Below are 21,638 nucleotides of genomic sequence, written 5' to 3' on the forward strand. Positions count from 1 at the left end.
TACGGGGCGTCTATGCGCGGTTGCCGTAGCCTTGGATGATCTTGGCCATCGCGCTGCGGAAGTGCTCGCTGTCGTCGGGCGCGAGGGGTGAGATGAGGTGGCCGAGTTCGGCGCCGATCTCGGTGTGGAACGCGATGGCCTTCTGGCGGCCGGCGTCGGTGAGCGTCGCCTGCAGTGCGCGCCGGTCGCCCGGGACGGGTGACCGCTGGGCGAGGCCGCGTCGTTCGGCCCGGTCCATGAGGCCGGTGAGCGCGGCCTTCTCCACACCGAAGCAGTTCGCGAGCTCGGCCATGCCCCTGGGGCCGTACATCAGGACGCACAGGAGCCTGGCCTGGACAGGGGTCAGGTCGTGGCGTTCGGAGACGCGCGCGTAGACGGCCTGCACCAGGCCGGTGAGCTGGATCAGGGCGCCGCCGACGTCCATGGGCGCGCCGTCCGCGCCGGGGTAGCATCCGCCGGCTGCGCGCCCCTGCTCTGCCGCCGCGTCCGTCCGCGTCCTCTTGTCCACGGCATTATGGTACACGCGGGCCATTTCCTGACCGTCACCGCGATCAAGGTATGGGGCAGTGTAATGCGTGCCGGTGTGCCCGGCGGAAGATGAGCTTTTCCTGTTTAGCGGTGATGGGATATCGCGTTGTTTTCGTAAACGGGCTTTGGGGTCGATCAAAATGGGCCGATGATCTCGGTCATCGTGCCGCGGCGATCCGATGGCATTCTGGTGGCCGTCGCCTGCGGTGCGCGGCGGCTGCCCGGGACGGGTGATCGCTGGACGCGGCAGATCGTGGCGATCGGAGATTCCCGTGCGGGGCGACACGTTGGAGATTTCCGGATTACACGCGTTGACGTTGGGTGGCGCGGTTCAGCCTCCGTCCGCCTCGCCTGTGTCGGTTGGCCGGACGAAAACGCCCCGCCCGCGCACGCCGATCACTTCGCCCGACTCGCGGAGGATGCGTAGCGCATCCGTGACGGTGCGGGCGGATATGTCGAATTCGTCGGCAAGCTCGCGCGCCGTGGGCAGCTTCGTGCCGGGTTGGTATGTCCCGGTTGCGATTCGCTCGCGGATCACCGTGACTAGCTGGTCCCGTAGCGCCGCGATGCCGTCCAAGCTGGCCATACCGCTACGTTACGGCGCTGATCGCAATGGTTCTGTTCGCTTCCCTTCTATTCTGTTCCTTTGTCTGCGCAACTCTGCAAGGCTCTCACCAGGAACAAGACGGCCCCGAGCGACGGTGACGCGCCGCGCGGGGCCTACGGAACCGACTGCAAAGGAGTCGAGCCCGATGGTGAACCACACTAAGGCCACCGCGTCGCGACGGTGGGAACCGCTGGAGTGCGACGAGCAAGGCGAGTTCTGGACCGCGCGACTCCACTGCCGACTGCCTGACCGCGAACGCGCGGCAGGGCTGGAGACGGCCGTTTACGGCCCTACGGCGGACGCGTGCGTGCGTGAGACGGTGCGGCAGGATCGCTTGTGGGCGGAGTTCCCGCTACGGGCGGGGGACAACGAGGGGGCGCGTGCGCGTCTGCACTACCTCGTGGGGGGTGCGGTGTGACCGTGCTCGTAACGGCGGTGATCGCCGTTGGTGCGGCTCTGCTGGCAGGGGCCGCGACCGTGTACGCGGCGGGGCGGCGGCCCCGGTACATCGGCAGGCATCGCGCGATGTTCTAGGCGCGGCCCCGAGTCGGGCACGCGTCCGGCCCCCGTCCGTTCCTGGTGAGCGGGCGGGGGCTCGCATGTCCGGCCCACCGGCCCGCGGCAATGCAGCGGGGCGCCCGTACGGAGTCCCACCAGCGGCTCTGTGATCTTCGGCCAAGTGCGCCCGTTCTGTCGGAGGGAGCCGATAGAACTATCGGCATCCGACGAACCGCGAAGGTGGAGGTCGAAACTCATGGATTCCGGCGGGGCCGGGTGGGAGGAACGGAGCGCGGTGCGGGTGGTGCCGCCCGTCCAACCGCGAAAGCTGGTCAAAGTGCCGTTCGTCGAATTGGCGGAAGGCCGGTTGCAGGGGGTGGTGTCGAGCGGTTCGGACATCGCCCGGGTGTACGTTTCCTCGATCGCGGCGGAAACGCACAATTTCAATTGCAGCACCAACAATAATCGGCCGTGCGGCGGGATCGGCGGCTCTTATCGCTGCAAACACCTCAACGCGCTGATCGATGAGGCGGTCAAGCAGTACGGCCTCGAACGGGTCGCGCGCTATCTGAAGGTCGAGGCCGCGGACGGGGACAACCTCGACTTCCTGCTCAAGGGCGACCAAGAGAAAGCCCCGGCCGCCATGGTGTTCAGCCGGTTTTTGCGGCACCTGACCTATCTGGAGGTTCCGGCCAGCCCGGAGCCCCTCACCGAGATGCACTGGTTCCCGGCCTTGGGGGCGGTCCGCTGATGCAGGGAGTACAGCTCGCCGAACTGCTCGCCCAGACGCCGCCAGGCGTCGCGGAGACGCTGGAGGTCGTCACCGGGTTCGACGCCGCGCTGGCCAACGGCCTCGCCCGGCTCGGCCCGCGGCACACCGAGGCCCTCGACGCACTGGTGGGCGCGGTGGGCGCGTCCCCGCTCGGGGAGGCGCTGGCGGAGGCGTCCGGCAAGCTCGCAACCGGTTCCATCGGCGTCACCGAGCTGTCCGCACTGGCCGGAGCCCGTGCCGCGCTGCTCGGTGCGGTGCACGACGCGCTGGTCGCCCGGCTCGACGGCGCGCTCGGCCGGTCCCGTTCCGCGTGGGAGGAGTCCTCCGCCGACCGGGAGCCGGTGCCCTCCAATCTGCTCGCCGGAAGCCGCTCCTGGTTGCAGGAACTGGCCATCGCGGGCTGGCGGGGCGTCGACGACGCGCTGGTGTCGGCCGCCGACCAGGTGCTCGAGGCGTTGTGGGCCGAGCCGCGGCTGCGCCGCCTCGCCGTGCTGCTGGACGGCCTCGCTGCCGAGCTGCGCGCCTCGTCCCCCGTCGCGACGATGGAACAGGTCCCGGAACGCCGCTGGGCCGACCTGTGGACGCGTGCGGTGCTGCTGGCGCAATCGGGCAGCTGGACGGGCGGCGCGGCCACCGTCTCCGGGCGGCTCCTGCCCCTGGGCGTCGACGTCCAAGAGCACGGAACGGCCGTCCAGGCGCAGCTGCACGCGGTGCTGGAGCCCAAGGACGGGGGGCCGGTGCGGCTCGTCCGCGTCTCCGTCGCCGCCGCCAAGGTCGACTCGATCCTCGGCCCCGCGGTGTGGAAGCTGCTGTCGGAATACCCGAAGCTGCTGGCGGTCCTCGCCAAGCGCCGCGCCATCGAGGTCACCGACATGGCCCTGACCGAAGCCGGCGACCTGCTCTGGGACGAGGAACGCGCCCAACCCGGCGAGCAGACCGACCCGTTCGCGACGGCCCGCGTCCGGCTCTCCGACGCCGCGGCCCCGGCCGTCGCGCCGCTCGACCGCCACCCGGTGCGCATCGCCGAGCCGGTGCTCGTCGAGGGCTACCGGGCCAAGCGCGACGGCACGTTCGACCTGAACGGCGAGGCGATCGCGGTCGACCTCGACCGGCTGCCGCCGAGCGGCCCGCTCACGCCGCAGCTCGTCAACGCGTCCACGGCGTGCATCGGCCTGCTCCGCTGGGACGCCGGGCGTTGGACGCTGCAGCCGCTCGCCGTGCAGAGCACCGTGAAGAAGGAACCGGTCGAGGCGCACAACGGCGACTGGGCGCTCGGCCCCACCGACCCGAAGGTCGTGAAGGCGCAGGCCCGTTCCGGCGACGCCGTGGCCGTCCTCACCGAACGCGCTGGAAGGCTGCTGCGCAAATGAGCGAGAGCGAGAGCGACGACGTCCGCCGGCAGGTGCTGCTCTGGCGGCTGCTGGGGCGGGTGTTCGACGCCGAGGAGCAGCCCGCCCTTGAGGCGGGGAGCATGGCCGTCGTCCAGGAGCGCGGGCTGCCGGCGGCGCTGCTCGACCCCGGCGTCTCGGTCGACACCGTCGTGCAGCGGTTCCCCGAGCTGGAGCCGGAGTTCCGCGACCCGCTCGCCGACGGCGACGACGGCGACCGCGTGCGGCGCACGGCCCTGGTGTCGAAGCTGCTGCTGAACGCGTTCTCCACCGGCTCCGGCAACGTGTCGGCGGAGCAGCTCGCCGCCTGGCAGCGCGACGCCGAATGGCTGCGCGCCGCGCTCGGCGCGTGCGCGGGCGGCGGTCCCGGTCAAGGCAATACCGCAGGCGCGGGCACCGGTACCGGCGAGCGGGGTGCGGGCGACGGGTCGCCCGCGACCGGTCTGCGGCGGCCCACCCCGGGACGCGGCGAGGGCGGCGGCGCCGGGCAGGGCTTCGAGGTCAACGAGGACGAGCTCAAGCGGATCCTGGGCGACCTGGAAGGCGACCTGGTCTCCCGGATGCGGCTGCGCGAGGTCCTGGCCGATCCGGCGCTGGCCCGGCAGCTCACCCCGAGCATGTCGCTGGTCGAGCAGCTGCTGCGCGACAAGCACAACCTGTCCGGTGTCGCGCTCGCCAACGCCAAGAGCCTGATCCGCCGGTACGTGGACGAGGTGGCGGACGTCCTGAAGTCGCGGGTCGAGCAGACCAGCGCCGGAAAGATCGACCGCAGCGTGCCGCCCAAGCGGGTGTTCCGCAACCTCGACCTGGACCGCACGATCTGGAAGAACCTGGTCAACTACAACCCCGAAGACCAGCGGCTGTACGTCGACCAGCTCTTCTACAAGCACACCGCCCGGCGCACCACGCCCGCCCGGCTGATCGTGGTGGTGGACCAGTCCGGGTCGATGGTCGACTCGATGGTCAACTGCACCATCCTGGCGTCCATCTTCGCCGGGCTGCCCAAGGTGGACGTGCACCTGATCGCCTACGACACCCGGGCGATCGACCTGACGGCCTGGGTGAACGACCCGTTCGAGGTGCTGCTGCGCACCAACCTCGGCGGCGGCAACGACGGGCCGGTGGCGATGGCCATGGCCCGGCCCAAGATCAGCGATCCGCGCAACACGGCGATGGTGTGGATCTCGGACTTCTACGAGTTCGACCGGTCCCGGCCGCTGCTGGACGGGATCAAGGCCGTGCACGGCGCCGGGGTGAAGTTCATCCCGGTCGGCTCGGTCAACAGCTCCGGTGCGCAGATGGTGGAGCCCTGGTTCCGGCAGCGCTTCAAGGAGATGGGCACGCCCGTGATCTCCGGGCGGATCGACAAGCTCGTGTTCGAGCTCAAGAACTTTCTCGGTTAGACCCCAGACACCTAGAGGAGTCCCCCGAAATGACCGACGACATGCTGCGCGCCCCGGCCGAGGTCAAGTACGCCGACGAGCTCGACTACCTGGAGTCGATCGACGACGCGCCCAAGCCGTTCTCGTGGCGGCTGAGCCCGCGGATGGTGCGGACGTTCGTCCTGGGTTCCGAGCGCTCCGACGGCATCGACCGGGAGATCCCGCAGAAGTGGTTCGGCGACCGCACCTTCGTCGAGCGCGCGATCGTCACGCTGGCGTCCGACCGCGGGCTGCTGCTGATCGGCGACCCGGGCACCGGCAAGTCCTGGCTGGCCGAGCTGCTGTCGGCGGCGATCAGCCGCAACTCGACGCTGGTCGTGCAGGGCACCGCCGGCACCACCGAGGACCACATCAAGTACTCCTGGAACGTCTCCATGGTGATCGCCAAGGGGCAGTCCCGGGAGTCGATGATCCCCTCGCCCATCATGACCGCGATGGAACGCGGCGTGATCGGCCGGTTCGAGGAGCTGACCCGCTCCACCAGCGACGTGCAGGACGCGCTGATCTCGATCCTGTCGGAGAAGTACGTCTCCATTCCCGAGCTGGAGACCGACAACACCGTGTTCGCCCAGCCCGGCTTCTCCATCATCGCGACGGCCAACAGCCGCGACCGGGGCGTCAACGACCTGTCCTCGGCGCTCAAGCGGCGCTTCAACTTCGTGCGCATCCCCGTGGTGACCAGCAAGAAGGCCGAGTCGGAGATCGTCCGGTTCCGTACCACCGAGCTGCTGCGGCGGCACCGGATCGAGCTGGAGGTCGCGCCGTCGCTGCTGGAGGTGCTGCTGCAGAGCTTCGCCGACCTGCGCACCGCCGCCGCGTCCGCCCGCAGCGACGACGAGAAGCTGGAGTCGGCGCTGTCGACGGCCGAGCAGATCGGCGTGCTGGAGGACGCGATCCTGCACAGCCAGTTCTTCGGCGAACGCGAGCTGCGCGCCGAGACGCTCGCGTCCTCGCTGGTCGGGTCGCTGGCCCGCCGCACCCCGGAGGACCTGGCCATCCTCAACAAGTTCTGGCACGGCGTCGTCGAGCCGCGCAGCAAGAAGCAGGAGGGTGCCTGGCAGGGCTTCCTGGAGGGCGGTCGCGAAGCGCTGGCGAAGCTGTCGTGACCGCGACCGATATCGCCGCGGGCCCGTTCGGCGACCTGCAGGACCAGCTGCTCGGCGCCGCCGAGCGGCTCGGCGCCGGCCCGATCTCGGAGATCCTCGCCGGCCTGGTCGAGGACGTCGACCGGGCGCTGCGCGAACCGCTGGAGATCTTCCCGGTGTGCCACCACTCGCCGTCCTCGGCGACGGCGATGGCCCGCCGGCTGCGGGAGAAGCGGCCGAAGGTCGTCTACCTGGAGCTGTGCGAGGACATGCGGCCGCTGCTGGACGAGCTGCACAACTGCAAGCTGCCGGTCGCGCTGCAGTCGTTCGCCACCGACATCGACGGCTTCCCGGCGGCCTGGGCGCCGCTCAGCGTGGTCGCGCCGATCACCGAGGCGTCCGCCGAGTACCAGGCGATCTCGTACGCGCTCACCACGCCCGGCGTGGAGCTGGTGCTGGTAGACCGGTCGACCGACCACGTCTTCCAGTGGGAGCCGCGCGAGGACGCCGAGACAAAGAACGAAGACGACGAGGCGGCGCTGCACGGCGACGCGGTCGGCGTCGAGATCGGCGACCTGCGGCCGGGTTTCGCCGAGCTGGAGGAGCACCTGCTCCACCACGGCAAGGTGCGGCACTGGTCGGAATGGTGGGACCAGTACGTCGAGCAGCCGCTCGTGGACGCCGACCACGACACCTACCGCCAGGTGATGGTGCTGATCGGCAGCCTGTTCCGGCGGCTGCGGCCGGAGGGCTCCGCCCGTACCACCGTCGACGAGGACCGCGAGCGCTACATGTGGACGCGGATGCGCGAGCATCTGGCGTCCTCGGGCGCCGATCCCGCCGACTGCCTGTACATATGCGGCGCCTTCCACGCGGCGAGCCGGGTCGCCGAGTTCGGGCTGCACGGGACGGGCTCCTTCGAGATCACTCCGCGCTCGGCGACGCGCTGGCAGTACGGGCTCATCCCGTCCAGCCACTCGGCGATCGAGGCGCAGTTCGGGCTCGCACCCGGCTCGGTGTCGATCGCCGCCGCGACCTGGGCGAAGGCGCTGCGGCGCAGCGGCCTCAAGCCGTTCCGGCTGGGCGCCAAACCGGCGAAGAAGGCACCGGCCCCGCTACCGCCCGCACCGGTGACCGACCGCCTGTCGGGCTTCCTGACCGCCGCGCCCGCACCGGACGGCCTCGACGAGCAGGAACTGCTCGGCTGGTGCGTCGACATCGTCCGGCTGGCCCGCAAGAACGGCTACGCCTCCAGCACCGCCGACGCCATCGCGGTGTACGAGACGTCGATCCTGCTGGCCGGGATCCGCGGGCGGCGTCGGCCGACGCCGTACGACTTCCAGGACGCGGCGATCACCTGCATCGAGAAGGACGCGGTGCCGCGCCGCCGCGACATCGCACGCCTGTGCGAGATCCTGCTCGGCGGCGACCGGGTGGGCGAGGTCGGCTACGACGCGCTGCCACCACTGGCCCGCGACGTCCTCGACCGGCTCGAGCCCCTCGGCCTCGACCTGGAGAAGCGCACGATCCAGCGGGCGCTGCTCGACCTGGACGCCGATCCGCACCTGCGGCCGTGCTCGGACCTGCTCTGGATCCTGCGCCGGCTGGTTCCCCACGACGACGCCGTCCGGCCCATCATGGGCTCCCGCCGCCTGGGCGAACGCGCCATCCAGGAAAGCTGGGACCTGGCGATCGGCCGGAACATGCGGCCGATCGTCGAGCTGGGCTACGAGGGCGTCACCATCGAGCAGGTGCTCGAGCAGCGACTCCGCAAAGCGGTGCAAACACCGCAGGCGACCGCCGCCGACGCCCTCACCGCCGTCGAGGACTCCATCCTCTACCTGGGCAGCCGGCGCTTCACCGACGAGCTGGGAGCCCGCGCGGTCGAACTGCTGGCCGCCGAACGCACGGTCGACGACGCGCCCGAGGTGCTGCGCCGCATCCGGCGGCTGCTCACCCACTACCAGGCGACCGAACCGGAGCTGCCGGGATGGTGCCAGGCGTTCGTCGCCGCCGGGTACGCGCACTATTGCACGCTGCTGCCGACCGCGTTCGCCGACGATGACACCGGCGTGCGCCAAGTCGCGGCGATGCTCGGGTTCCTGCTCGGCATGGAAAGCCTGGCACTCTCCTTGGGCTGCGACCACACCCAACTGGAGCTGGCCGTCCAGCAGTCGCATCCGGAGGCCCCCGCCAAGGTCGCCCTGCTGTGGGCCGCGAAAACACAACTGGGCCTCCTGCCGCTGGACGAACTGCGGCGCCGTTGCGACGACCTGCTCGACAACCCGCTGGTGGTCCCGTCCTTCCCGCTCTACCTGAGCGGCTTCATCCAGGCCCTGGAACCCGCCCCTGCGCTCGCGTCGCTGGTGGTGGAGGTCCTGTCGAAGGCGTTCGCCCGGCTTCCCGACACCGTCCTGCTGCCGTGGCTGCCAAAGCTGATCACCACCCTGAAGGACCACGCGGCGGAGATGGTCCCGGTGCTGGTCAGGGAAGCGGGCCGCACGTTCCCGGCCACCCTGCCGGCACTGGACTCGTGGGTCCCACCATGGTCGGCCCAGGCGGCTACCACCCCATCCGCCGTCCCGGACGCCGGCCCGGCCGGAGACCTCCTGACCACCCACCCCGCCACATGCGACGCGGTGGCCGCCCTACTGGGCCTCCCGCCCGACTGGCCGACCACCCCGACCGGCAACACCCCGGAGGTAACCGCCCTACTGACCGAACACCCGGCCACCGTCAACGCAGTAGCCACCCTCCTAACCTGAACACGTCCGGCCGGGCGGCAGGCCCATTTGAGGGCCCGCCGCCCGGCCGGAGTCATGGTTCAGCGCGGGTCAGGACGCCATGGGCGCATATGACCTCAAGATCACGATGTTGCGTGGCAGTGGCGGTGGCGCTCCAGCAGCGCGCGTCCAGACCCATACGCGTCCTGCGCGCCCACGACCAGTGGACACGCGACAGCGAGGACCGACGCAGATCAGATGATGCTGGTCCAGATCGTCGTGCTCGCCGAGTTGCCGACAAACGGCTTGTTGACGGCCCACAGCACGCCCTTGTTGTATTCCGGCACGTTGAAATTGCACCTCACCCATCCGCCGTCCGCGCCGCGGCGGTTGAAGCACTCGCGGTACCAGTTCGACGACGATGAGTCGTCCTTGATCGTGGCAGCGGCGGATGCTCCGTTCTTCTTGGTGTCCTTCACCCAGACACGGTCTCCGTACTCGGCGAAGCACGCCTTCGCGCCGCTCGTCGACACGCACCAGACGCCGGGGTCGCTCGCGGACGGTGGCGGGCCGCTCGGGACGCCCGTCGCGGCCGACGCCGCGGTCACCGTCCCGGCTGTGATGGCCGCCGCCATCGCCGGAACCACGATCAGCGCACGCACCAGCCTGTTCATGCCGCCCCCTGACTTGTCGGATAAATCCGTACTTGCATTTGACCTGCGACATTCAACCATGATCCGGTTGCTGCCCCTGGCCTGGTGACATTCGAGATCATCCGGCCGGTCGCGGCCTGCGAACATCGCCGGGCGGGGTCGACTTCCCGGTGATCCGCGCGGCCAAGAAACGGGCAGCCTGGCGACCGTGATCCAGCACATGGACGGTGCCGGGGCAGTGGCGCCAGAGCGGCTGACCGCGCGGTATCGAGCTCCCCAAGAGATCGTCGCCTGCGCCCCATCTGTAGATCACATCCCGATCGCCTTGCCGGGAGAGCGGTGCTCGGCACGGTAGCGCCCAACGCCAGTGGTGAGCCACGAGCGTTCGACAAACAATCCGGTGCCCGTGTCGCGAGCACGAGCACCCCGACAAAACAGGGAATCAATATGGACAAGCGTCCGCTGACCGCGCTCGCTTTCGGCGCCCTTGCCGGCGCCGTAATCGGAGGCTTCATCGCGGGCTTGAACTACATGGTCTGGCTCGCTGATCTCCAGCACCGCGACAACATCACCCTCTTCACCGGTGAAGTCGAGTACCTCTACCACGTCGGAAAAGCCGCCGCCGTCGGCGCCGCCTACGGCGTCTTCGGGGGCCTCTACGGGGCCATCGGGGGCGTCCTCGGCGGCTTCGGCAGCGCCAAGGCCAGGATGGTCACCGTCGGCATCCTTGGTGCCGCCGTCATGGCCGCTGTCAGCGCCTTCGTCGTCTTCTTCGTCTTGTCGGGATTCAGGGTCGTCGACGTCGTGATCAACGGCTACCTCGGTGTCGCCATCTTCACCATGTGCGGCTGGGCCGCAGGCGTGGTCGTCAGTGCCCACGTCGCTGACACTGATCAGCCTCGGCCGCGCCTTCGGCGTCGCTGGGGCGTCCGTACCGCCCTCCGCGTCGCACGTTCCCGTTCCAAGGGAGCCCGGGACGCCTGAGGCGGCCACGCGCGGAGAGGCCCGCGCCTCTCCGCATCACCTTCGGGGGTCCGGCACCAGCCGGGCCCCCGATCATTCCTCTGGCCCCGACACGGATACGGCCGGCATCGTGATCGGCGATGCCGGTGAGGCTTCGGCTTCCCCCTCGGTGGAGAGTGCCGGTCGTTGCGCCACCGCTTGCCGGTCCGCACGTTGATGCCGACGACCGCCCCCGGTTCTCCCGGAACTCGAAGTCCATCGCACCCCTTGAGTTGGGGTGTTGCGACGACCACTAGCACCCAAGCGGCATGGCCCGGGGCTTGTCGTGGCAGGGGCTACAGGTCCAGGTCTCCCTGGCGGATGAGGCTGGTGAGCGCGCCGAAGGTGGCCCGGTCGAGTTGGAGGGTCCCGCCCCCGGGGTTCTTGGAGTCGCGCACGGCGATGGCGCCGCGCAGGTCGGCAACCTCCACGCATTCGCCGGACTGCTTGCTGCGGCTGCTCTTACGCCAGAGTGGGAGAGAAAGCTGAGCGTTCGGCATAGGTACGGGTCTTTCCTGGTTAGGGATGTGGTCAGATTGTTGCCGCGTATTCGGCAATCATCCTGATGCTAGCGCTGGGGGCCAACGCCGCCGCTTGGAGACGGTTGTAGGCGGTATGGAATCTGTCCACTTCTTCGGGCACCTCCACGAACAGTTCGCCGGCGGGCGTCTCCACGTAGACGGCGTCGGGGTCTTCGGGCTCAGGGAACTGGAGGATGGAGAAGGCTCCGGCAACAGCGGCATGCGCGCCTGCCTGGAACGGGATGACCTGGACCGTGACCTTGGCGAGCTCGGCCAGGTGACAGATGTTGTTGAGCTGTTCGCGCATGACGTCGCCGCCCCCGACCATGCGGCGTAGCGCGGCCTCGTCCATGACGACCCATAGGCGTAGCGGGTCGTCCTCGCGCATGATCAGTTTCTGTCGTTCGGTTCGGATGTCAACACGGCGCTGGGTCTGTTCGGCGGTGACCTCAGCCGGGCCGCCGAGGGTGACGGCGCGGGCGTAGTCCTTGGTCTGCAGCAGCCCGGGGATGACGACGAGGTCGACGACGTAGACGGTGGCAGCGCCTGCCTCGAGGCCGATGTAGGTGGTGTACTCCTCGGAGAGCATGTTCTTGTAGGCGTGCCACCAGCCACGTTCCCGGCCCTGCTTGGCGAGGGTGACGAGGTACTCGCGTTGGCGTTCGTCGGTGACGCCGTACAGGTCGCACAGGTCTCTGATGTCGCGAGGGTTGGGGCGTACCCATTCGCCGCGCTCCATCTTGGTGAGTCGCCCGCCGGACCACTCGAGGCGCCTGGTCGCTTCGACGCTGGTCATGCCTGCGGCTTCACGCAGGGCGCGCAGCTCTGCGGACAGGCGCCTCCTGCGGAGGGTGGGGCTGTGGCGTGACGCTGGCATGGGCGGTGCTATCGCCTTTCCTGTGACGGCGGGTGAGGAGATCGTAGTCCTCGCAGGCTTTCTCCTGGGCTGAGGTGGATACCGGCACGCTAGGACGAAACGGTCGCATTCTGATTGTCGTATTGAAATTTTCGCACGGGTAGTCCACGATGGACGTCATCCAGGACTCGACCCTCCGGCACCCCATGCGCTGGATTGATGACAGAGAGTGATCATTTCATGACTGTTCCTGCCCCGATGGACATCTCCGGCGCTGACGAACGCGCCCGGCACGTCGCCTACCTGCTGAAGGCGGTCGTCCGCGAGCTCACCGGCGGGTGGGGCGTGTGGTGCTCGGACTCCGGCGTGCTGTACGCCACGCGCGACAAGACCCTGACCAAGGAGCAGCTCAAGGCGAACCTGTCGCAGACCATCCACGGTGAGAGCCCGCTGGCGCTGGTGGAGCGGCTGCGCGAGGAGATGCACCTGGAGGCCGGTCGGAAGGTCCAGGCCCCCGTCGGTCTGTGACCGCGACTGCGGACTTCGGGCGGCGCGGCCCCACACCCCAAGCCGCGCCGCCTATCCCCGGGGAGCGTGGCCGGGACGCCAGGGACTCACACACCTCGTCCCGGCCACGCGCCCCCACCACCATCGGACCGGCATCGGCAGGCAGGCATGAAGAGCAGAGGATCAGGATCCGGCAGCGGTGAGTACACCCGGGCTGACGGGGCCCTGGATTCCGGTGACGAGGGGCCACGTGCGCGTCTGCGCTATCTCGTTGGAGGTGCGGCATGACCGTGCTCATTGCGGCAATGGTCATCGTTGGCGTGGCTCTGCTGACAGGCGTCGCGACGGCGTACGCGGTGGGGCGGCGGCTCCCACGGTACGTCGGCAGGCATCGCTCGATGTTCTAGGCGCGCCCCGCGAGCCCTCCTGACCTGTGCGGTTGGGGGCCGTTGCTGTTCCCGGACGGTGACCGTCACCTGCTGCCGAGCGTGAACCGCACGCTGTCAGGCTGATGCGCGGACGACCAGGCTCGTGTCGCACATGACCGACCCTTCGGTCGATGAACCGTGGATTCGGGTGAGCAGCATCTCGACCATCTGCTGCCCCATCTTCTCGGTGGGCTGGTGGACGGTGGTGAGCGCCGGTTCCGCGCGCCGGGCGATGGCCGAGTCCTCGAAACCGATGACGGCGACATCATCGGGGACGCGTCGCCCTTGCCGCTCCAGTACGCGCAGCGCGCCGACGGCCATGGTGTCGGACCCGGCGAACACCGCGTCCGACAACGGTTCGCGTTCAAGTAGTTCCTGCATTGCGGTGGCGCCAGCGGTCTCGCTGAAGTCGCCGTAGGCCACCAGTTCAGGGCGGCCAGAGAGGGCTTGCCGATATCCGCTGAGCCGGTCGATGCCTACTGCGGTGTCCCGTAGGCCGGCGATGGTGGCGATGCGCTCGCGCCCCTGGCCGATCAGATATTCGGTGGCCTGCCGGGCTCCGCCCTTGTTGTCCGCGTCAACGTGACCGACTTTCACCGTGGCGGGATTGAACGGACGGCCCGCCACCACGGTTGGCACGCCGCTGCCGGCCAGTAGGTCGGGAAGCGGGTCGTCCTGGAGCAGCGAGATCATCATGACGCCGTCCACGCGCTGCGTGCGCAGGTCATGCGCCAGGCCTGCGCGGTCCGCGGGCGAGTGCGTGAAGGTCAGCATCAGCCGTATCCCGGCCGCACTGGCCGCCGAGCTGATCCCGCGCAGGATCTCACCCAGGTACGGCTGCTCGAACGGCCGTCCCCGTTCCTCCGACAGCACCAAGGCGACCACGCCCGTGCGGCCGGCGGCCAGCGTGCGGGCCGCGTGGTTGGGCACATAACCGAGCTCGTCGATCGCCCGCAGCACCATCGCCCGGGTCCGCGGGCCCACTTTGGCGGACCTGTTGATCACACGCGATACGGTGCCGCGGCTCACCTTCGCCCGCTCGGCGACCTGCTCCAAGGTAGGACGTCGCGCTGACATGCCCCTCCCAGAGCCTGCACGCCTTCCTCGACGCGCTGTTCGACTTCGTCCTGGACAACCGCGCGCTCATCCGCGCACTCGAACACCGCCGCCCGCACGCCTACTACGCCAATCCGGCCAGCCAGTTCTGGATCAGCGAACTGGACCGCCGCATCCACGCAGCCCACCCCGCAGCCGACGCCGGCTACCTCGCCCACATGCTGTTCACCGCAATGCGCGCCGACGTCATCGACTACCTGCGCGTCGAACAGAAGATGAGCACCGAACGGATCCGCGCAGGTCTCCATGCCCTGGTCGCCCCCGACGCATGACCGGCGGTGCTGCAGCACAGGAAGCCGACGCCATGCGAGTCGGCGCAGGCCGGTCCGGGCACGCTGTCGTCAAAAGCCCCTGGGGCGTTTGGTTCCAGGCGTTTTGGCTGTCGTGTCTGGTGGGCAGGGGGCAAACCGCCGACCTTCCGCTTTTCAGAAGTGCGACCGTTTCGTCTGCCGAGGTCGGATGGTGTGTGCTCAAGGCGCAGGTTGGTTGCCGTCAGTCCCGTATGCGTCAGAACGGGGGGTGCTCGGTCCACTCCCGCTCTGCTGGGGTCAAGGAGTCGTCCCAGCTATGCGTTGGTTGTTCGCGCGGGTACCAACCGAGGTGGTGCTGGACCCAGGGGTCAGTTTCGCTCTTCTGCAGTTCGCGCAGCCGAGGGTGAAGAGAGACAAGGCCGAACCGGCTGACTACGGCGATGCCCTGCGAACGAAGGAGCGGGTCCGCGTCGTCCAGCAGTCGCCTAGCCACGTCGTCGAGAAGGTCTGCCTGTTCAAACTCCCAGGGCTGCCCGATCAGATGATACGCCGCCCGCTGGCGCCGTTCGAGATCGTGGCACGCCAGTTCCGGCAGAATGTCGGTGAAAGTGAGTCTGCGCAGGACACTGAGCGCTTCGAGGTCTGGTGGGGTACACGACCTGGCGTACTGCGCGACATCGTCGGCGATCGCCTCGGCGTTGTTCAGCCTGCGCTGGTGCTGGTGTCGTTGCCACCTCAGCAGATCCCACAACACGGCGCGCACGGTGGCGTGCACGTCAGTGGTCATGGTGCCGACCAGAGAACTCCAGGAGCTGTCGCTCAGTACCGGTAGTTGCAGCAGCGACTCCCCGGCACGGGATCGCCGCGCCGGGGATGGATCATTGCTGAGCACGGCGATCAGCGCGTGTTCGTCCAGTGGAAGCCGTTCACCGAACCAGCCGATGTCGTAACCGGCGATGGCCTCGTCCAGCCAGCGCTCATACCAGGCCAGAAAGTCGGCATCTTCGACCACGTACGGACCGACCGGTCCCTCCTGGTCGAGGTTGAGCAATCGTCCCCGAGCCGATCCCGTCACGATCAACCGGGTGACGAGGGAACACCCGTGATGGGCGATCTCCAGCGTGCCCCGCAGGAAGATCCGATCCGAACCCGGCGGGTCCTCATACCGCTGCTCCCAGTCACCGGGATAACGGGGTCCGGGCAAGTACGGACTGGGCTGAGCCAGGTGTCCCGACCGGCGATGAGCACAGCATGAGGTACTGAGGCGACACAACCCATAGCCCGGCCCGGCACCGCCGTCGCCCAACTCGGTGACGAACAGCCGATACGCCGCGGGAAGCGCCACCTCGTGCCGCTCCTCGAACTCGGCCGCCATGGCCTCGGGCAACGGCGGCCCGAGTTCGAACCGATGTTCCTCTACGCCGAAAGCCCTCGGCGGCACGGGCACGGCACGCGCCGCTGCGAGCTTGTCGGCGATCCGACCCAACCGAACATGATCGGCATCGAACATCCGCTCAGTCTACGAAGGGTTCCCTATGGAGCGCCTTCAGCTTGGGAATCATTCGAATCTCGGCCCTCAGGACCACTGACCTGGCGCTGCACCGTGCCGCGAGTGACTGTGAACGACCCTTGATCACCTGCGCGCCTGGGATTTAGTCGCTGGCCTCTGGGGGGTGAGGCCCCGTAAAGTCCCGTCTGTGCCGTCCCATCGTCGCAAGCGAAAACGCGAGCTCACACCGCACCGCCGGTTGCTCACACCTTCGCGACGGAGAAACGATGACCGCACCGCCCCTCGACGTCCGCTACTTCGCGGACACGCTGCCTGACGCCGACGCCGACCTCGCCTTCCTACTCACCGAGGTGGCGTGGGACGACCGTATGCGCGCGCGCCGGACCGCCAGTTTCGGCGTGCCGTATAACTACTCCGACCAGCACTACGACCCTTTGGACATGCCGTCGCGGATTGCAATGATCGCGGCCCGCGCCGCCGAGTATGCCGGCCACTCCTTCAACAACTGTCTGGCGAACCGCTACGAAACCGGCGACAACACTATGGGCTTCCACAAGGACTCCTATGAGGGCCTCGACCCGGCCAGCGCGATCGCGATCGTCTCGCTCGGCGCGACGCGCCACCTGGTGTTCCGCAGCATCGACCGGGCCTACCGCACCGAACTCGCCCTTGAGCACGGGTCGCTGTTGCTCATGACGCACAAGACCCAGCGCGCCTGGACCCACGGCGTCCCCCGCACCGCCTCCGCAGGGCGTCGCATCAGCCTTACCTTCCGTTGTTTCGAGGCGGGCGAGTCTGCGGAACCTTCGATGTGAATCCCGATTTGGAGCTCGGTACAAGGTGCTGCATCTGGGCGCGCATGACGTCAGCGCCGCCGAAGTCGGCAGTCGACTCTCCGTTGGCTCCGGCACCGGCCGGGCGGCGGCCGTCTCACTTGACGATCGGCCGGGAGCGGAGACGGTACTACGTGCGGCCGAGGAGCGTCCGCGACAACCGTGCCAAAGAAGGGGAGATACCGATATGGACGAGAAGAGGGCCGAACAGGTCGCCCGGGACATGGGAAAGATCGGCGGTCGGGCGATCGCCGGGGCGGCGAAGCTGGTCTTCAGGCCGCTCATCAAGAAGAAGAAGTAGGCCGACCTAGGCCGGTCCCGCCTGCCGGGGCGGGCCCAGGACGGTGAACTGTTCCGGCCCCCATCGAGGATGGGGGCCGGATCGCAACTCGTCGCTACCGGCCCTGGCTCGACATCGCGGTCGGCGGGTGGGGCTGGTATGTGTGGGGCCCTTGGCTTCGGGCCCGTCCGCTCATGGCGACCGGGTGGGGCCGAGGTCGGCAGGCTGGTTACTCAGGACCAGCGGGACAGCCGCGAGAAGCGCGGTGACATCGCGTGAAAGCAGAGGCTGCGGGCCGGGTCGTTGAGTTACTCGCCGTCCGGGCCGCTTTCCTTCTGCTCGGACTCCGGTGCGGCGCTGCTCAACACGTTGAGCGCGTCCGCTTTCACGATCACGGCCTTGCCGGGCACACCGCGAACCAGGCCACGCGCTTTGAGGATCTTCACGGCTTCTGTCGCTGTACGCGGAGAGACATCGCATTCCGCGGCGAGTTCAGCTCCGGATGGAATGGCCGTCTTGGGCGGGTACGTCCCGTCCGAAATGCGCCCCGCGATCAGGTCTGCGAGTTGGACCCGTAGGGGTGCGTCGCCGTCAAGCTCGACCATGATCCGAACCTATGCCCATGTTGCGCATGCTTCTTAGCTCGCACATGATGCGCAGCGTGCGTAGGTTGCCTAAGCTTGGAGGTTCAGAGACAGAGCGGCCCGCCCGGCGTTCGCACCGCCGGACGGGCCTACGGAACCGACTGCGAAGAAGTCGAGCGCCGATGGACAACAGGGGACCCCGCCCGTTCCTGGTGAGCGGGTGGGGCTCGCCGCGTTATGAGGGGTCTTGTTTCAGGGTGGCTAGGACTGAAGCGATGAAGCAGTCGATGCCGAAGTCGAATTGGGAGTCGGCGGGGAGGTCGACCAGGTCTTCTGCTATGGCGACGACGCTTGGGAACTTCGTGGCTGGCAGGGAGGCGTAGTAGTGCTTGCGTTGCCGGCGTAGTTCCGCGCCGTCGGGACGGTCGGCGCGGCCCCAGGGCCTGGGGTGCTGGTAGCCCGCGAAGCCCAGTGCGTAGGTGATGAGGAAGGAGTAGCAGCGGACGGCCAGCTCCGGGGGCAGGCCCGCCTCCAGGAAACGGGCGATGACGGCCTCCATGCCGCCTTCCATCGAGTGCATGCTGATGGTGACCCGGCTGGTCATCAGCTGCACGATGCTGGGGTGCTCCCGCATCATGTTGAGGAAGCCGGTCGCGGCGGCGCGGAGGACGGCCGCAGGGTCGGCGGAGTCGGCGTCGGGGAACCGGACCTCGCCGAGGACGTGGTCGGCCATCGCGTCGAGGATCTCGTCCTTGCTCCGCACGTACCCGTAGAGGGTCATCGCGCCGACACCGAGTTCGGACGCGATGCGGCGGATGGTGAGCTCGTCGAGCCCCTCGGTGTCGGCGATCTTGAGTGCGGCCTGGACGATGGCGTCGAGGCTGACCGTTCGCCTTGAACCCGTGCGCGCCATGACTCCTCCCCCGTAAATGCAGTACAGCTTACGGTATTTAGTATCGGAGCGAACGGCGTAGATCGCGTGCGCGGGGGACGTCGTCGAGGGCCAGGCAGTGGGCGATCCACGCGTCCGACGCAGTGTTGCGGCGGAACTTGGCCGTGATCGCTTCCTTGTCCGGTGGGCAGGCTTCCCGCACCTCTTCGTGGGGCGGTACTTTCACGCGGGCGGTCCAGCGGTCCGGCAGGTGGTGGTTCAGGTCCGGGGCGGGTAGGAGCATGACCTCTGGTGTGCCGGGTGGCAATGGGCCGCGGTAGAAGGCCACGTCGTCCGCTGCGTTCGCTAGAAGCGCGGCCACCGCGAACGCTGCGCTGGCCGCGGCCTCCGTGGGGCCGGGCGGGTGCCGGTCGGCGGTGACGAACCGGAGCAGCGGTTCGGGGAGGCCGATCTCGATTTGTTGTGCTTCCGCCACCGGGACGCCTTGTTCCATGAGCGAGGTGAGCGCGTCCAGCGCGGCGTGCAGCGGGCGGGCGCAGGGATATGCCTTGAAGGCGCAGGTGGCGAGGTGCGGGCCATCAGGGGTTTGGACGGGTGCCGTGCCGAGGGCTGTTGATGCGGGCTCGTCTAGCAGGGTGGGGCTCGCGTTCGCTCCTGCGCGGGCCAGGTAGGCCGCTTCCACACCGTCCGCGGCGGCGCGGCCGGTTAGGAGGTAGTGGCCCGTGCCCAGGACGCCGGTGCCGAGCAGGCCGCCGAGGCCGGCGGCCGCGATGCTGAGCGCGGTGGTCGTCCTCTTCTTGTCCAGGGACAGCAGCGACGCCGTTGCCGCGGCGGAGCCGAGCGCTCCGAACAGGGCGGTCGGCCACCAGGCCCGCTCGTAGAGGCGGGGGCCGCCGAAGCGCATCCCGGCTTCGACGACCGCCTCGTATCCGGCGATCACCGCGTCCACGACGGCGCGTCCGGGCAGGTCCTCGTGGTCCGCCACCGCCAGCGCGGCGGGGACGGTCACGGCGGACGGCACCACGGCGGCGGCCGGATGGAACGCGTCGTACTCGTCCACGTGCGCCAGGGTCGACTCCACGAGCACCGCTGTGCGCAGGGAATGCCGTCCCGCCAGCCCGGTCACCGGTAGTTCGCCCGCCTGGGCGATCGCGGCTAGCCCCGCTGCCAGTGGATGCGACGCGCCTGCGGCCACGCAGCCCATGGTGTCCAGGACGTGCAGCGCCGCCAGTGAACGGGTTTCGGTGCCGGCTTGCCGCGGTGCACGTATGGAGCGGGCGGCCAGGTCCGCGAGGACGGTCACGCGCGCAGGACGGGCAGGACGGCCGATCCGACCGTCTCGATCAGGTCGTGCGGCAGGTCGTACGAGCCGACATGCTGCAGGTAGACGCCGCGGACCCCGGCGGCGCCGAGTTCGCGCAGGCGGGTCACGATCTCTTCGGCCGTCCCGAACAGGCAGAAGGCGCGGGCGAACGCGGCGGCGGCCTCGTCGCTCACCCATTGCGAGCAGATCTCGACGGCGGCCGGCCAGTCCTCGGCGTGCACGAGGTCGGGGTAGACGCCGTCGATGCGGTCCGGGACGTCCAGGTCGATCCCGGCCAGGGCCAGCGCCTTGGCGCCGCCGGTCTGCGCGATGGCGGCGCAGATCGGCTTGAGCTGCCGGGCTGTGCGTTCCACGTCGTCGGTCACCGCGCAGAACGCGGAGGCGACGAGGGGGACCGGCCCGCGGCCCGCGGCCCGCGCTCCTTCTCCGACCCGTTCGGAGGCGGCGGCGAGTGTGGCCGGGGAGACGCCGCTCAGCAGCACGGCACCGTCCGAGATCTCGCCGGCGAGCCGCAGGTTCCGCGGCCCGCTCGCGGCCATGTACAGCGGCACCGGCGCCGGGTCGCGCAGCCGGGAGACCGCGCCGCCGAAGTCCCACTCCCGGCCGTCGAGCAGGGCCCGCAGCGTCGCGAACCCGGCGCGCATCTCGGCCCCGGTCGAGGGACGCATCCCGACCGGCCCGACCGAGCTGTTGCCGACGCCGAGGCCGAGGATGAAACGTCCCGGCGCCAGCTCGGCGACGCTGCGGGCGGCGGAGGCGAGCACGGCGGGGTGCCGGGTGGCGAGGTTGGTGACGGCGGTGCCCAACCCGATGCGGTCTGTGCCGAGGGCGGCGGCGGTAAGGGTGGTGAAGACGTCCCGCCAGAGCAGCTGGGAGTCGGGGAACCACGCCTGGTCGAACCCGAGTTCCTCGGCTCGCTTCACCGTCCCGATCAGTTGGTCGGCGGGTGCGCAGGGCGGGACGCGGATGCCGATGTCCGGGGTCATGCGCGCTCCTCGGCCAGGAACGCCAGGTTGAGCGCGTTGAACCGGTCGGCGTGCTCGTGCTGGGGCCAGTGGCCGCACTCCCCGAAAATCTCAAGCCGGGAGCCGGGGATGGACGCGTTCATCCGGTGCGCCTCGGGGACGTCCCCGAACGGGTTCTGCGCGCCCCACACGATGAGGGTCGGCGCGGTGATCCGTCCCATCTGCTCGGGCGTGAGCAGGTCCTCCCGCCGGTTCTCGATCTCCTGGAGGCAGAGGAGGTCGTCGATCGCCTTGACGAACGCGGGCCGGTGGTAGATCGCGTGCCGGACGTCCACCAGCTCCTCGGAGACGCTCGCCGCGGGGTCGTGCATGAGCAGGTGCAGCCGCTTGCGGGTGAGGCCGACGTCGTCGGCCGCGACGGCGGCCCGGGTGCTGGTCTTGATCCGTTCCATGACGGCAGGATCGGCCACGGTGCCGCCGGGCGCCACCAGGGTGAGGCGTCCGACGCGGTCGGGGTGGTCGGCCGCGAGGCGTCCCGCGACCCAGCCGCCGAGCGACTCCCCGACGAAGTGCGCCCGGTCGATGCCGCAGGCGTCCAGGTAGCCGAGGACGTGCTCGACGTAGCGGGGGATGCGGTACGGCTCGCCGGGCCCGTCGGTGTAGCCGTGGCCGATCATGTCGATGGCGTGGCAGGCGTACCCGGCCGCGTGCGCCGGGAAGTTGCGGACGAACGCCTCGAGGTGCCCGCTGGTGCCGTGCAGGAAGATGATCGCCTCGCCGTCGCCCGCCTGGAGGGCGCGGGTGCGGAGCCCGCCGACGTCGATGTGGCGGACCGCGTAGTCGATGCCGGTCAGGTCGGTCCAGATGGTCATG

At 69.3% G+C, this 21,638-nt stretch carries 21 protein-coding genes; 9 read left to right on the forward strand and 12 right to left on the reverse strand.

Annotated elements, in window-relative coordinates:
* Positions 1-10: 10 nt before the first annotated feature.
* On the reverse strand, positions 11-508 hold the full coding sequence (locus ABD340_RS05075) for a MarR family winged helix-turn-helix transcriptional regulator (protein ID WP_344587276.1): 498 nt from the start codon (positions 506-508) through the stop codon (positions 11-13).
* 351 nt (positions 509-859) lie between these two features.
* Positions 860-1,114, reverse strand: coding sequence for a winged helix-turn-helix domain-containing protein (locus ABD340_RS05080; protein WP_344587278.1), 255 nt, complete (start codon positions 1,112-1,114; stop codon positions 860-862).
* Positions 1,115-1,280: 166 nt separating this feature from the next.
* On the opposite strand from ABD340_RS05080, the gene ABD340_RS05085 reads away from it, so the two are divergent.
* From ABD340_RS05085 to ABD340_RS05110, 6 genes are all read left to right on the forward strand, one after another.
* Positions 1,281-1,553 (forward strand): hypothetical protein, encoded by a 273-nt coding sequence (locus ABD340_RS05085; RefSeq protein ID WP_344587279.1) that lies wholly within the window; start codon positions 1,281-1,283, stop codon positions 1,551-1,553.
* A 336-nt stretch (positions 1,554-1,889) separates the two neighbouring features.
* Positions 1,890-2,384 (forward strand): hypothetical protein, encoded by a 495-nt coding sequence (locus ABD340_RS05090; protein ID WP_344587281.1) that lies wholly within the window; start codon positions 1,890-1,892, stop codon positions 2,382-2,384.
* The gene (locus tag ABD340_RS05095; RefSeq protein ID WP_344587282.1) at positions 2,384-3,775 is read left to right on the forward strand and encodes a hypothetical protein; all 1,392 of its coding nucleotides are present in this window, start codon (positions 2,384-2,386) and stop codon (positions 3,773-3,775) included. The genes ABD340_RS05090 and ABD340_RS05095 overlap by 1 nt, the downstream gene beginning before the upstream one ends.
* Positions 3,772-5,196, forward strand: a complete 1,425-nt coding sequence (locus ABD340_RS05100; protein WP_344587283.1) for a VWA domain-containing protein — start codon at positions 3,772-3,774, stop codon at positions 5,194-5,196. Before ABD340_RS05095 ends, ABD340_RS05100 begins: the two co-directional genes overlap by 4 nt.
* Positions 5,197-5,225: 29 nt before the next feature.
* A complete protein-coding gene (locus ABD340_RS05105; RefSeq protein WP_344587285.1) occupies positions 5,226-6,341 on the forward strand; it encodes an ATP-binding protein in 1,116 nt (371 codons plus the stop codon).
* The gene (locus tag ABD340_RS05110) at positions 6,338-9,085 is read left to right on the forward strand and encodes a DUF5682 family protein (protein ID WP_344587286.1); all 2,748 of its coding nucleotides are present in this window, start codon (positions 6,338-6,340) and stop codon (positions 9,083-9,085) included. The genes ABD340_RS05105 and ABD340_RS05110 overlap by 4 nt, the downstream gene beginning before the upstream one ends.
* Before the next feature lie 212 nt (positions 9,086-9,297).
* Here the strand turns inward: ABD340_RS05110 and ABD340_RS05115 are convergent, their stop codons facing one another.
* Positions 9,298-9,705 carry a hypothetical protein gene (locus tag ABD340_RS05115; protein ID WP_344587287.1) on the reverse strand — a complete coding sequence of 136 codons (408 nt, stop codon included), beginning with the start codon at positions 9,703-9,705 and terminating at the stop codon, positions 9,298-9,300.
* 330 nt (positions 9,706-10,035) lie between these two features.
* Between ABD340_RS05115 and ABD340_RS05120 the strand changes: the two genes are divergently transcribed.
* Positions 10,036-10,680 (forward strand): hypothetical protein, encoded by a 645-nt coding sequence (locus tag ABD340_RS05120; protein WP_344587288.1) that lies wholly within the window; start codon positions 10,036-10,038, stop codon positions 10,678-10,680.
* Between the two features lie 314 nt (positions 10,681-10,994).
* On the opposite strand, the gene ABD340_RS05125 is transcribed toward ABD340_RS05120, so the two are convergent.
* The gene (locus ABD340_RS05125) at positions 10,995-11,198 is read right to left on the reverse strand and encodes a DUF397 domain-containing protein (RefSeq protein ID WP_344587289.1); all 204 of its coding nucleotides are present in this window, start codon (positions 11,196-11,198) and stop codon (positions 10,995-10,997) included.
* Between the two features lie 31 nt (positions 11,199-11,229).
* Complete coding sequence (locus ABD340_RS05130; RefSeq protein WP_344587291.1) at positions 11,230-12,096, reverse strand: helix-turn-helix domain-containing protein; 867 nt, start codon at positions 12,094-12,096, stop codon at positions 11,230-11,232.
* A gap of 219 nt (positions 12,097-12,315) precedes the next feature.
* On the opposite strand from ABD340_RS05130, the gene ABD340_RS05135 reads away from it, so the two are divergent.
* Positions 12,316-12,603 (forward strand): hypothetical protein, encoded by a 288-nt coding sequence (locus ABD340_RS05135; protein WP_344587292.1) that lies wholly within the window; start codon positions 12,316-12,318, stop codon positions 12,601-12,603.
* A gap of 482 nt (positions 12,604-13,085) precedes the next feature.
* Here ABD340_RS05135 and ABD340_RS05140 read toward each other — a convergent pair whose 3' ends face one another.
* Positions 13,086-14,066, reverse strand: a complete 981-nt coding sequence (locus ABD340_RS05140; RefSeq protein ID WP_344587293.1) for a LacI family DNA-binding transcriptional regulator — start codon at positions 14,064-14,066, stop codon at positions 13,086-13,088.
* A gap of 567 nt (positions 14,067-14,633) precedes the next feature.
* Positions 14,634-15,887: a hypothetical protein gene (locus ABD340_RS05145; RefSeq protein ID WP_344587294.1), complete on the reverse strand. Its 1,254-nt coding sequence runs from the start codon at positions 15,885-15,887 to the stop codon at positions 14,634-14,636.
* Positions 15,888-16,153: 266 nt separating this feature from the next.
* On the opposite strand from ABD340_RS05145, the gene ABD340_RS05150 reads away from it, so the two are divergent.
* Entirely contained in the window at positions 16,154-16,702 is a 549-nt protein-coding gene (locus tag ABD340_RS05150; protein WP_344587295.1) for an alpha-ketoglutarate-dependent dioxygenase AlkB, read from the forward strand.
* A gap of 606 nt (positions 16,703-17,308) precedes the next feature.
* Here ABD340_RS05150 and ABD340_RS05155 read toward each other — a convergent pair.
* From ABD340_RS05155 to ABD340_RS05175, 5 genes are all read right to left on the reverse strand, one after another.
* Positions 17,309-17,605: a winged helix-turn-helix domain-containing protein gene (locus ABD340_RS05155; RefSeq protein ID WP_344587296.1), complete on the reverse strand. Its 297-nt coding sequence runs from the start codon at positions 17,603-17,605 to the stop codon at positions 17,309-17,311.
* A gap of 214 nt (positions 17,606-17,819) precedes the next feature.
* A complete protein-coding gene (locus ABD340_RS05160; RefSeq protein WP_344587297.1) occupies positions 17,820-18,497 on the reverse strand; it encodes a TetR/AcrR family transcriptional regulator in 678 nt (225 codons plus the stop codon).
* A gap of 37 nt (positions 18,498-18,534) precedes the next feature.
* A complete protein-coding gene (locus ABD340_RS05165) occupies positions 18,535-19,779 on the reverse strand; it encodes an MmgE/PrpD family protein (protein WP_344587299.1) in 1,245 nt (414 codons plus the stop codon).
* A complete protein-coding gene (locus tag ABD340_RS05170; protein ID WP_344587301.1) occupies positions 19,776-20,786 on the reverse strand; it encodes an LLM class flavin-dependent oxidoreductase in 1,011 nt (336 codons plus the stop codon). Before ABD340_RS05170 ends, ABD340_RS05165 begins: the two co-directional genes overlap by 4 nt.
* Positions 20,783-21,637 carry an alpha/beta fold hydrolase gene (locus tag ABD340_RS05175; protein WP_344587302.1) on the reverse strand — a complete coding sequence of 285 codons (855 nt, stop codon included), beginning with the start codon at positions 21,635-21,637 and terminating at the stop codon, positions 20,783-20,785. The genes ABD340_RS05170 and ABD340_RS05175 overlap by 4 nt, the downstream gene beginning before the upstream one ends.
* Between the last annotated feature and the right edge of the window lies 1 nt (position 21,638).

Origin of the sequence: Actinomadura vinacea, from assembly GCF_039532545.1 — a bacterium.
Taxonomy (GTDB): Bacteria; Actinomycetota; Actinomycetes; order Streptosporangiales; family Streptosporangiaceae; genus Spirillospora; species Spirillospora vinacea.

Bases quoted from the DNA above. Each gene is read 5' to 3' on its own strand.
- ABD340_RS05080 (WP_344587278.1), bottom strand. From the start codon at position 1,114: ATGGCCAGCTTGGACGGCATCGCGGCGCTACGGGACCAGCTAGTCACG.
- ABD340_RS05085 (WP_344587279.1), top strand. From the start codon at position 1,281: ATGGTGAACCACACTAAGGCCACCGCGTCGCGACGGTGGGAACCGCTG.
- ABD340_RS05090 (WP_344587281.1), top strand. From the start codon at position 1,890: ATGGATTCCGGCGGGGCCGGGTGGGAGGAACGGAGCGCGGTGCGGGTG.
- ABD340_RS05095 (WP_344587282.1), top strand. From the start codon at position 2,384: ATGCAGGGAGTACAGCTCGCCGAACTGCTCGCCCAGACGCCGCCAGGC.
- ABD340_RS05100 (WP_344587283.1), top strand. From the start codon at position 3,772: ATGAGCGAGAGCGAGAGCGACGACGTCCGCCGGCAGGTGCTGCTCTGG.
- ABD340_RS05105 (WP_344587285.1), top strand. From the start codon at position 5,226: ATGACCGACGACATGCTGCGCGCCCCGGCCGAGGTCAAGTACGCCGAC.
- ABD340_RS05125 (WP_344587289.1), bottom strand. From the start codon at position 11,198: ATGCCGAACGCTCAGCTTTCTCTCCCACTCTGGCGTAAGAGCAGCCGC.
- ABD340_RS05130 (WP_344587291.1), bottom strand. From the start codon at position 12,096: ATGCCAGCGTCACGCCACAGCCCCACCCTCCGCAGGAGGCGCCTGTCC.
- ABD340_RS05135 (WP_344587292.1), top strand. From the start codon at position 12,316: ATGACTGTTCCTGCCCCGATGGACATCTCCGGCGCTGACGAACGCGCC.
- ABD340_RS05145 (WP_344587294.1), bottom strand. From the start codon at position 15,887: ATGTTCGATGCCGATCATGTTCGGTTGGGTCGGATCGCCGACAAGCTC.
- ABD340_RS05150 (WP_344587295.1), top strand. From the start codon at position 16,154: ATGACCGCACCGCCCCTCGACGTCCGCTACTTCGCGGACACGCTGCCT.
- ABD340_RS05155 (WP_344587296.1), bottom strand. From the start codon at position 17,605: ATGGTCGAGCTTGACGGCGACGCACCCCTACGGGTCCAACTCGCAGAC.
- ABD340_RS05160 (WP_344587297.1), bottom strand. From the start codon at position 18,497: ATGGCGCGCACGGGTTCAAGGCGAACGGTCAGCCTCGACGCCATCGTC.
- ABD340_RS05170 (WP_344587301.1), bottom strand. From the start codon at position 20,786: ATGACCCCGGACATCGGCATCCGCGTCCCGCCCTGCGCACCCGCCGAC.
- ABD340_RS05175 (WP_344587302.1), bottom strand. From the start codon at position 21,637: ATGACCATCTGGACCGACCTGACCGGCATCGACTACGCGGTCCGCCAC.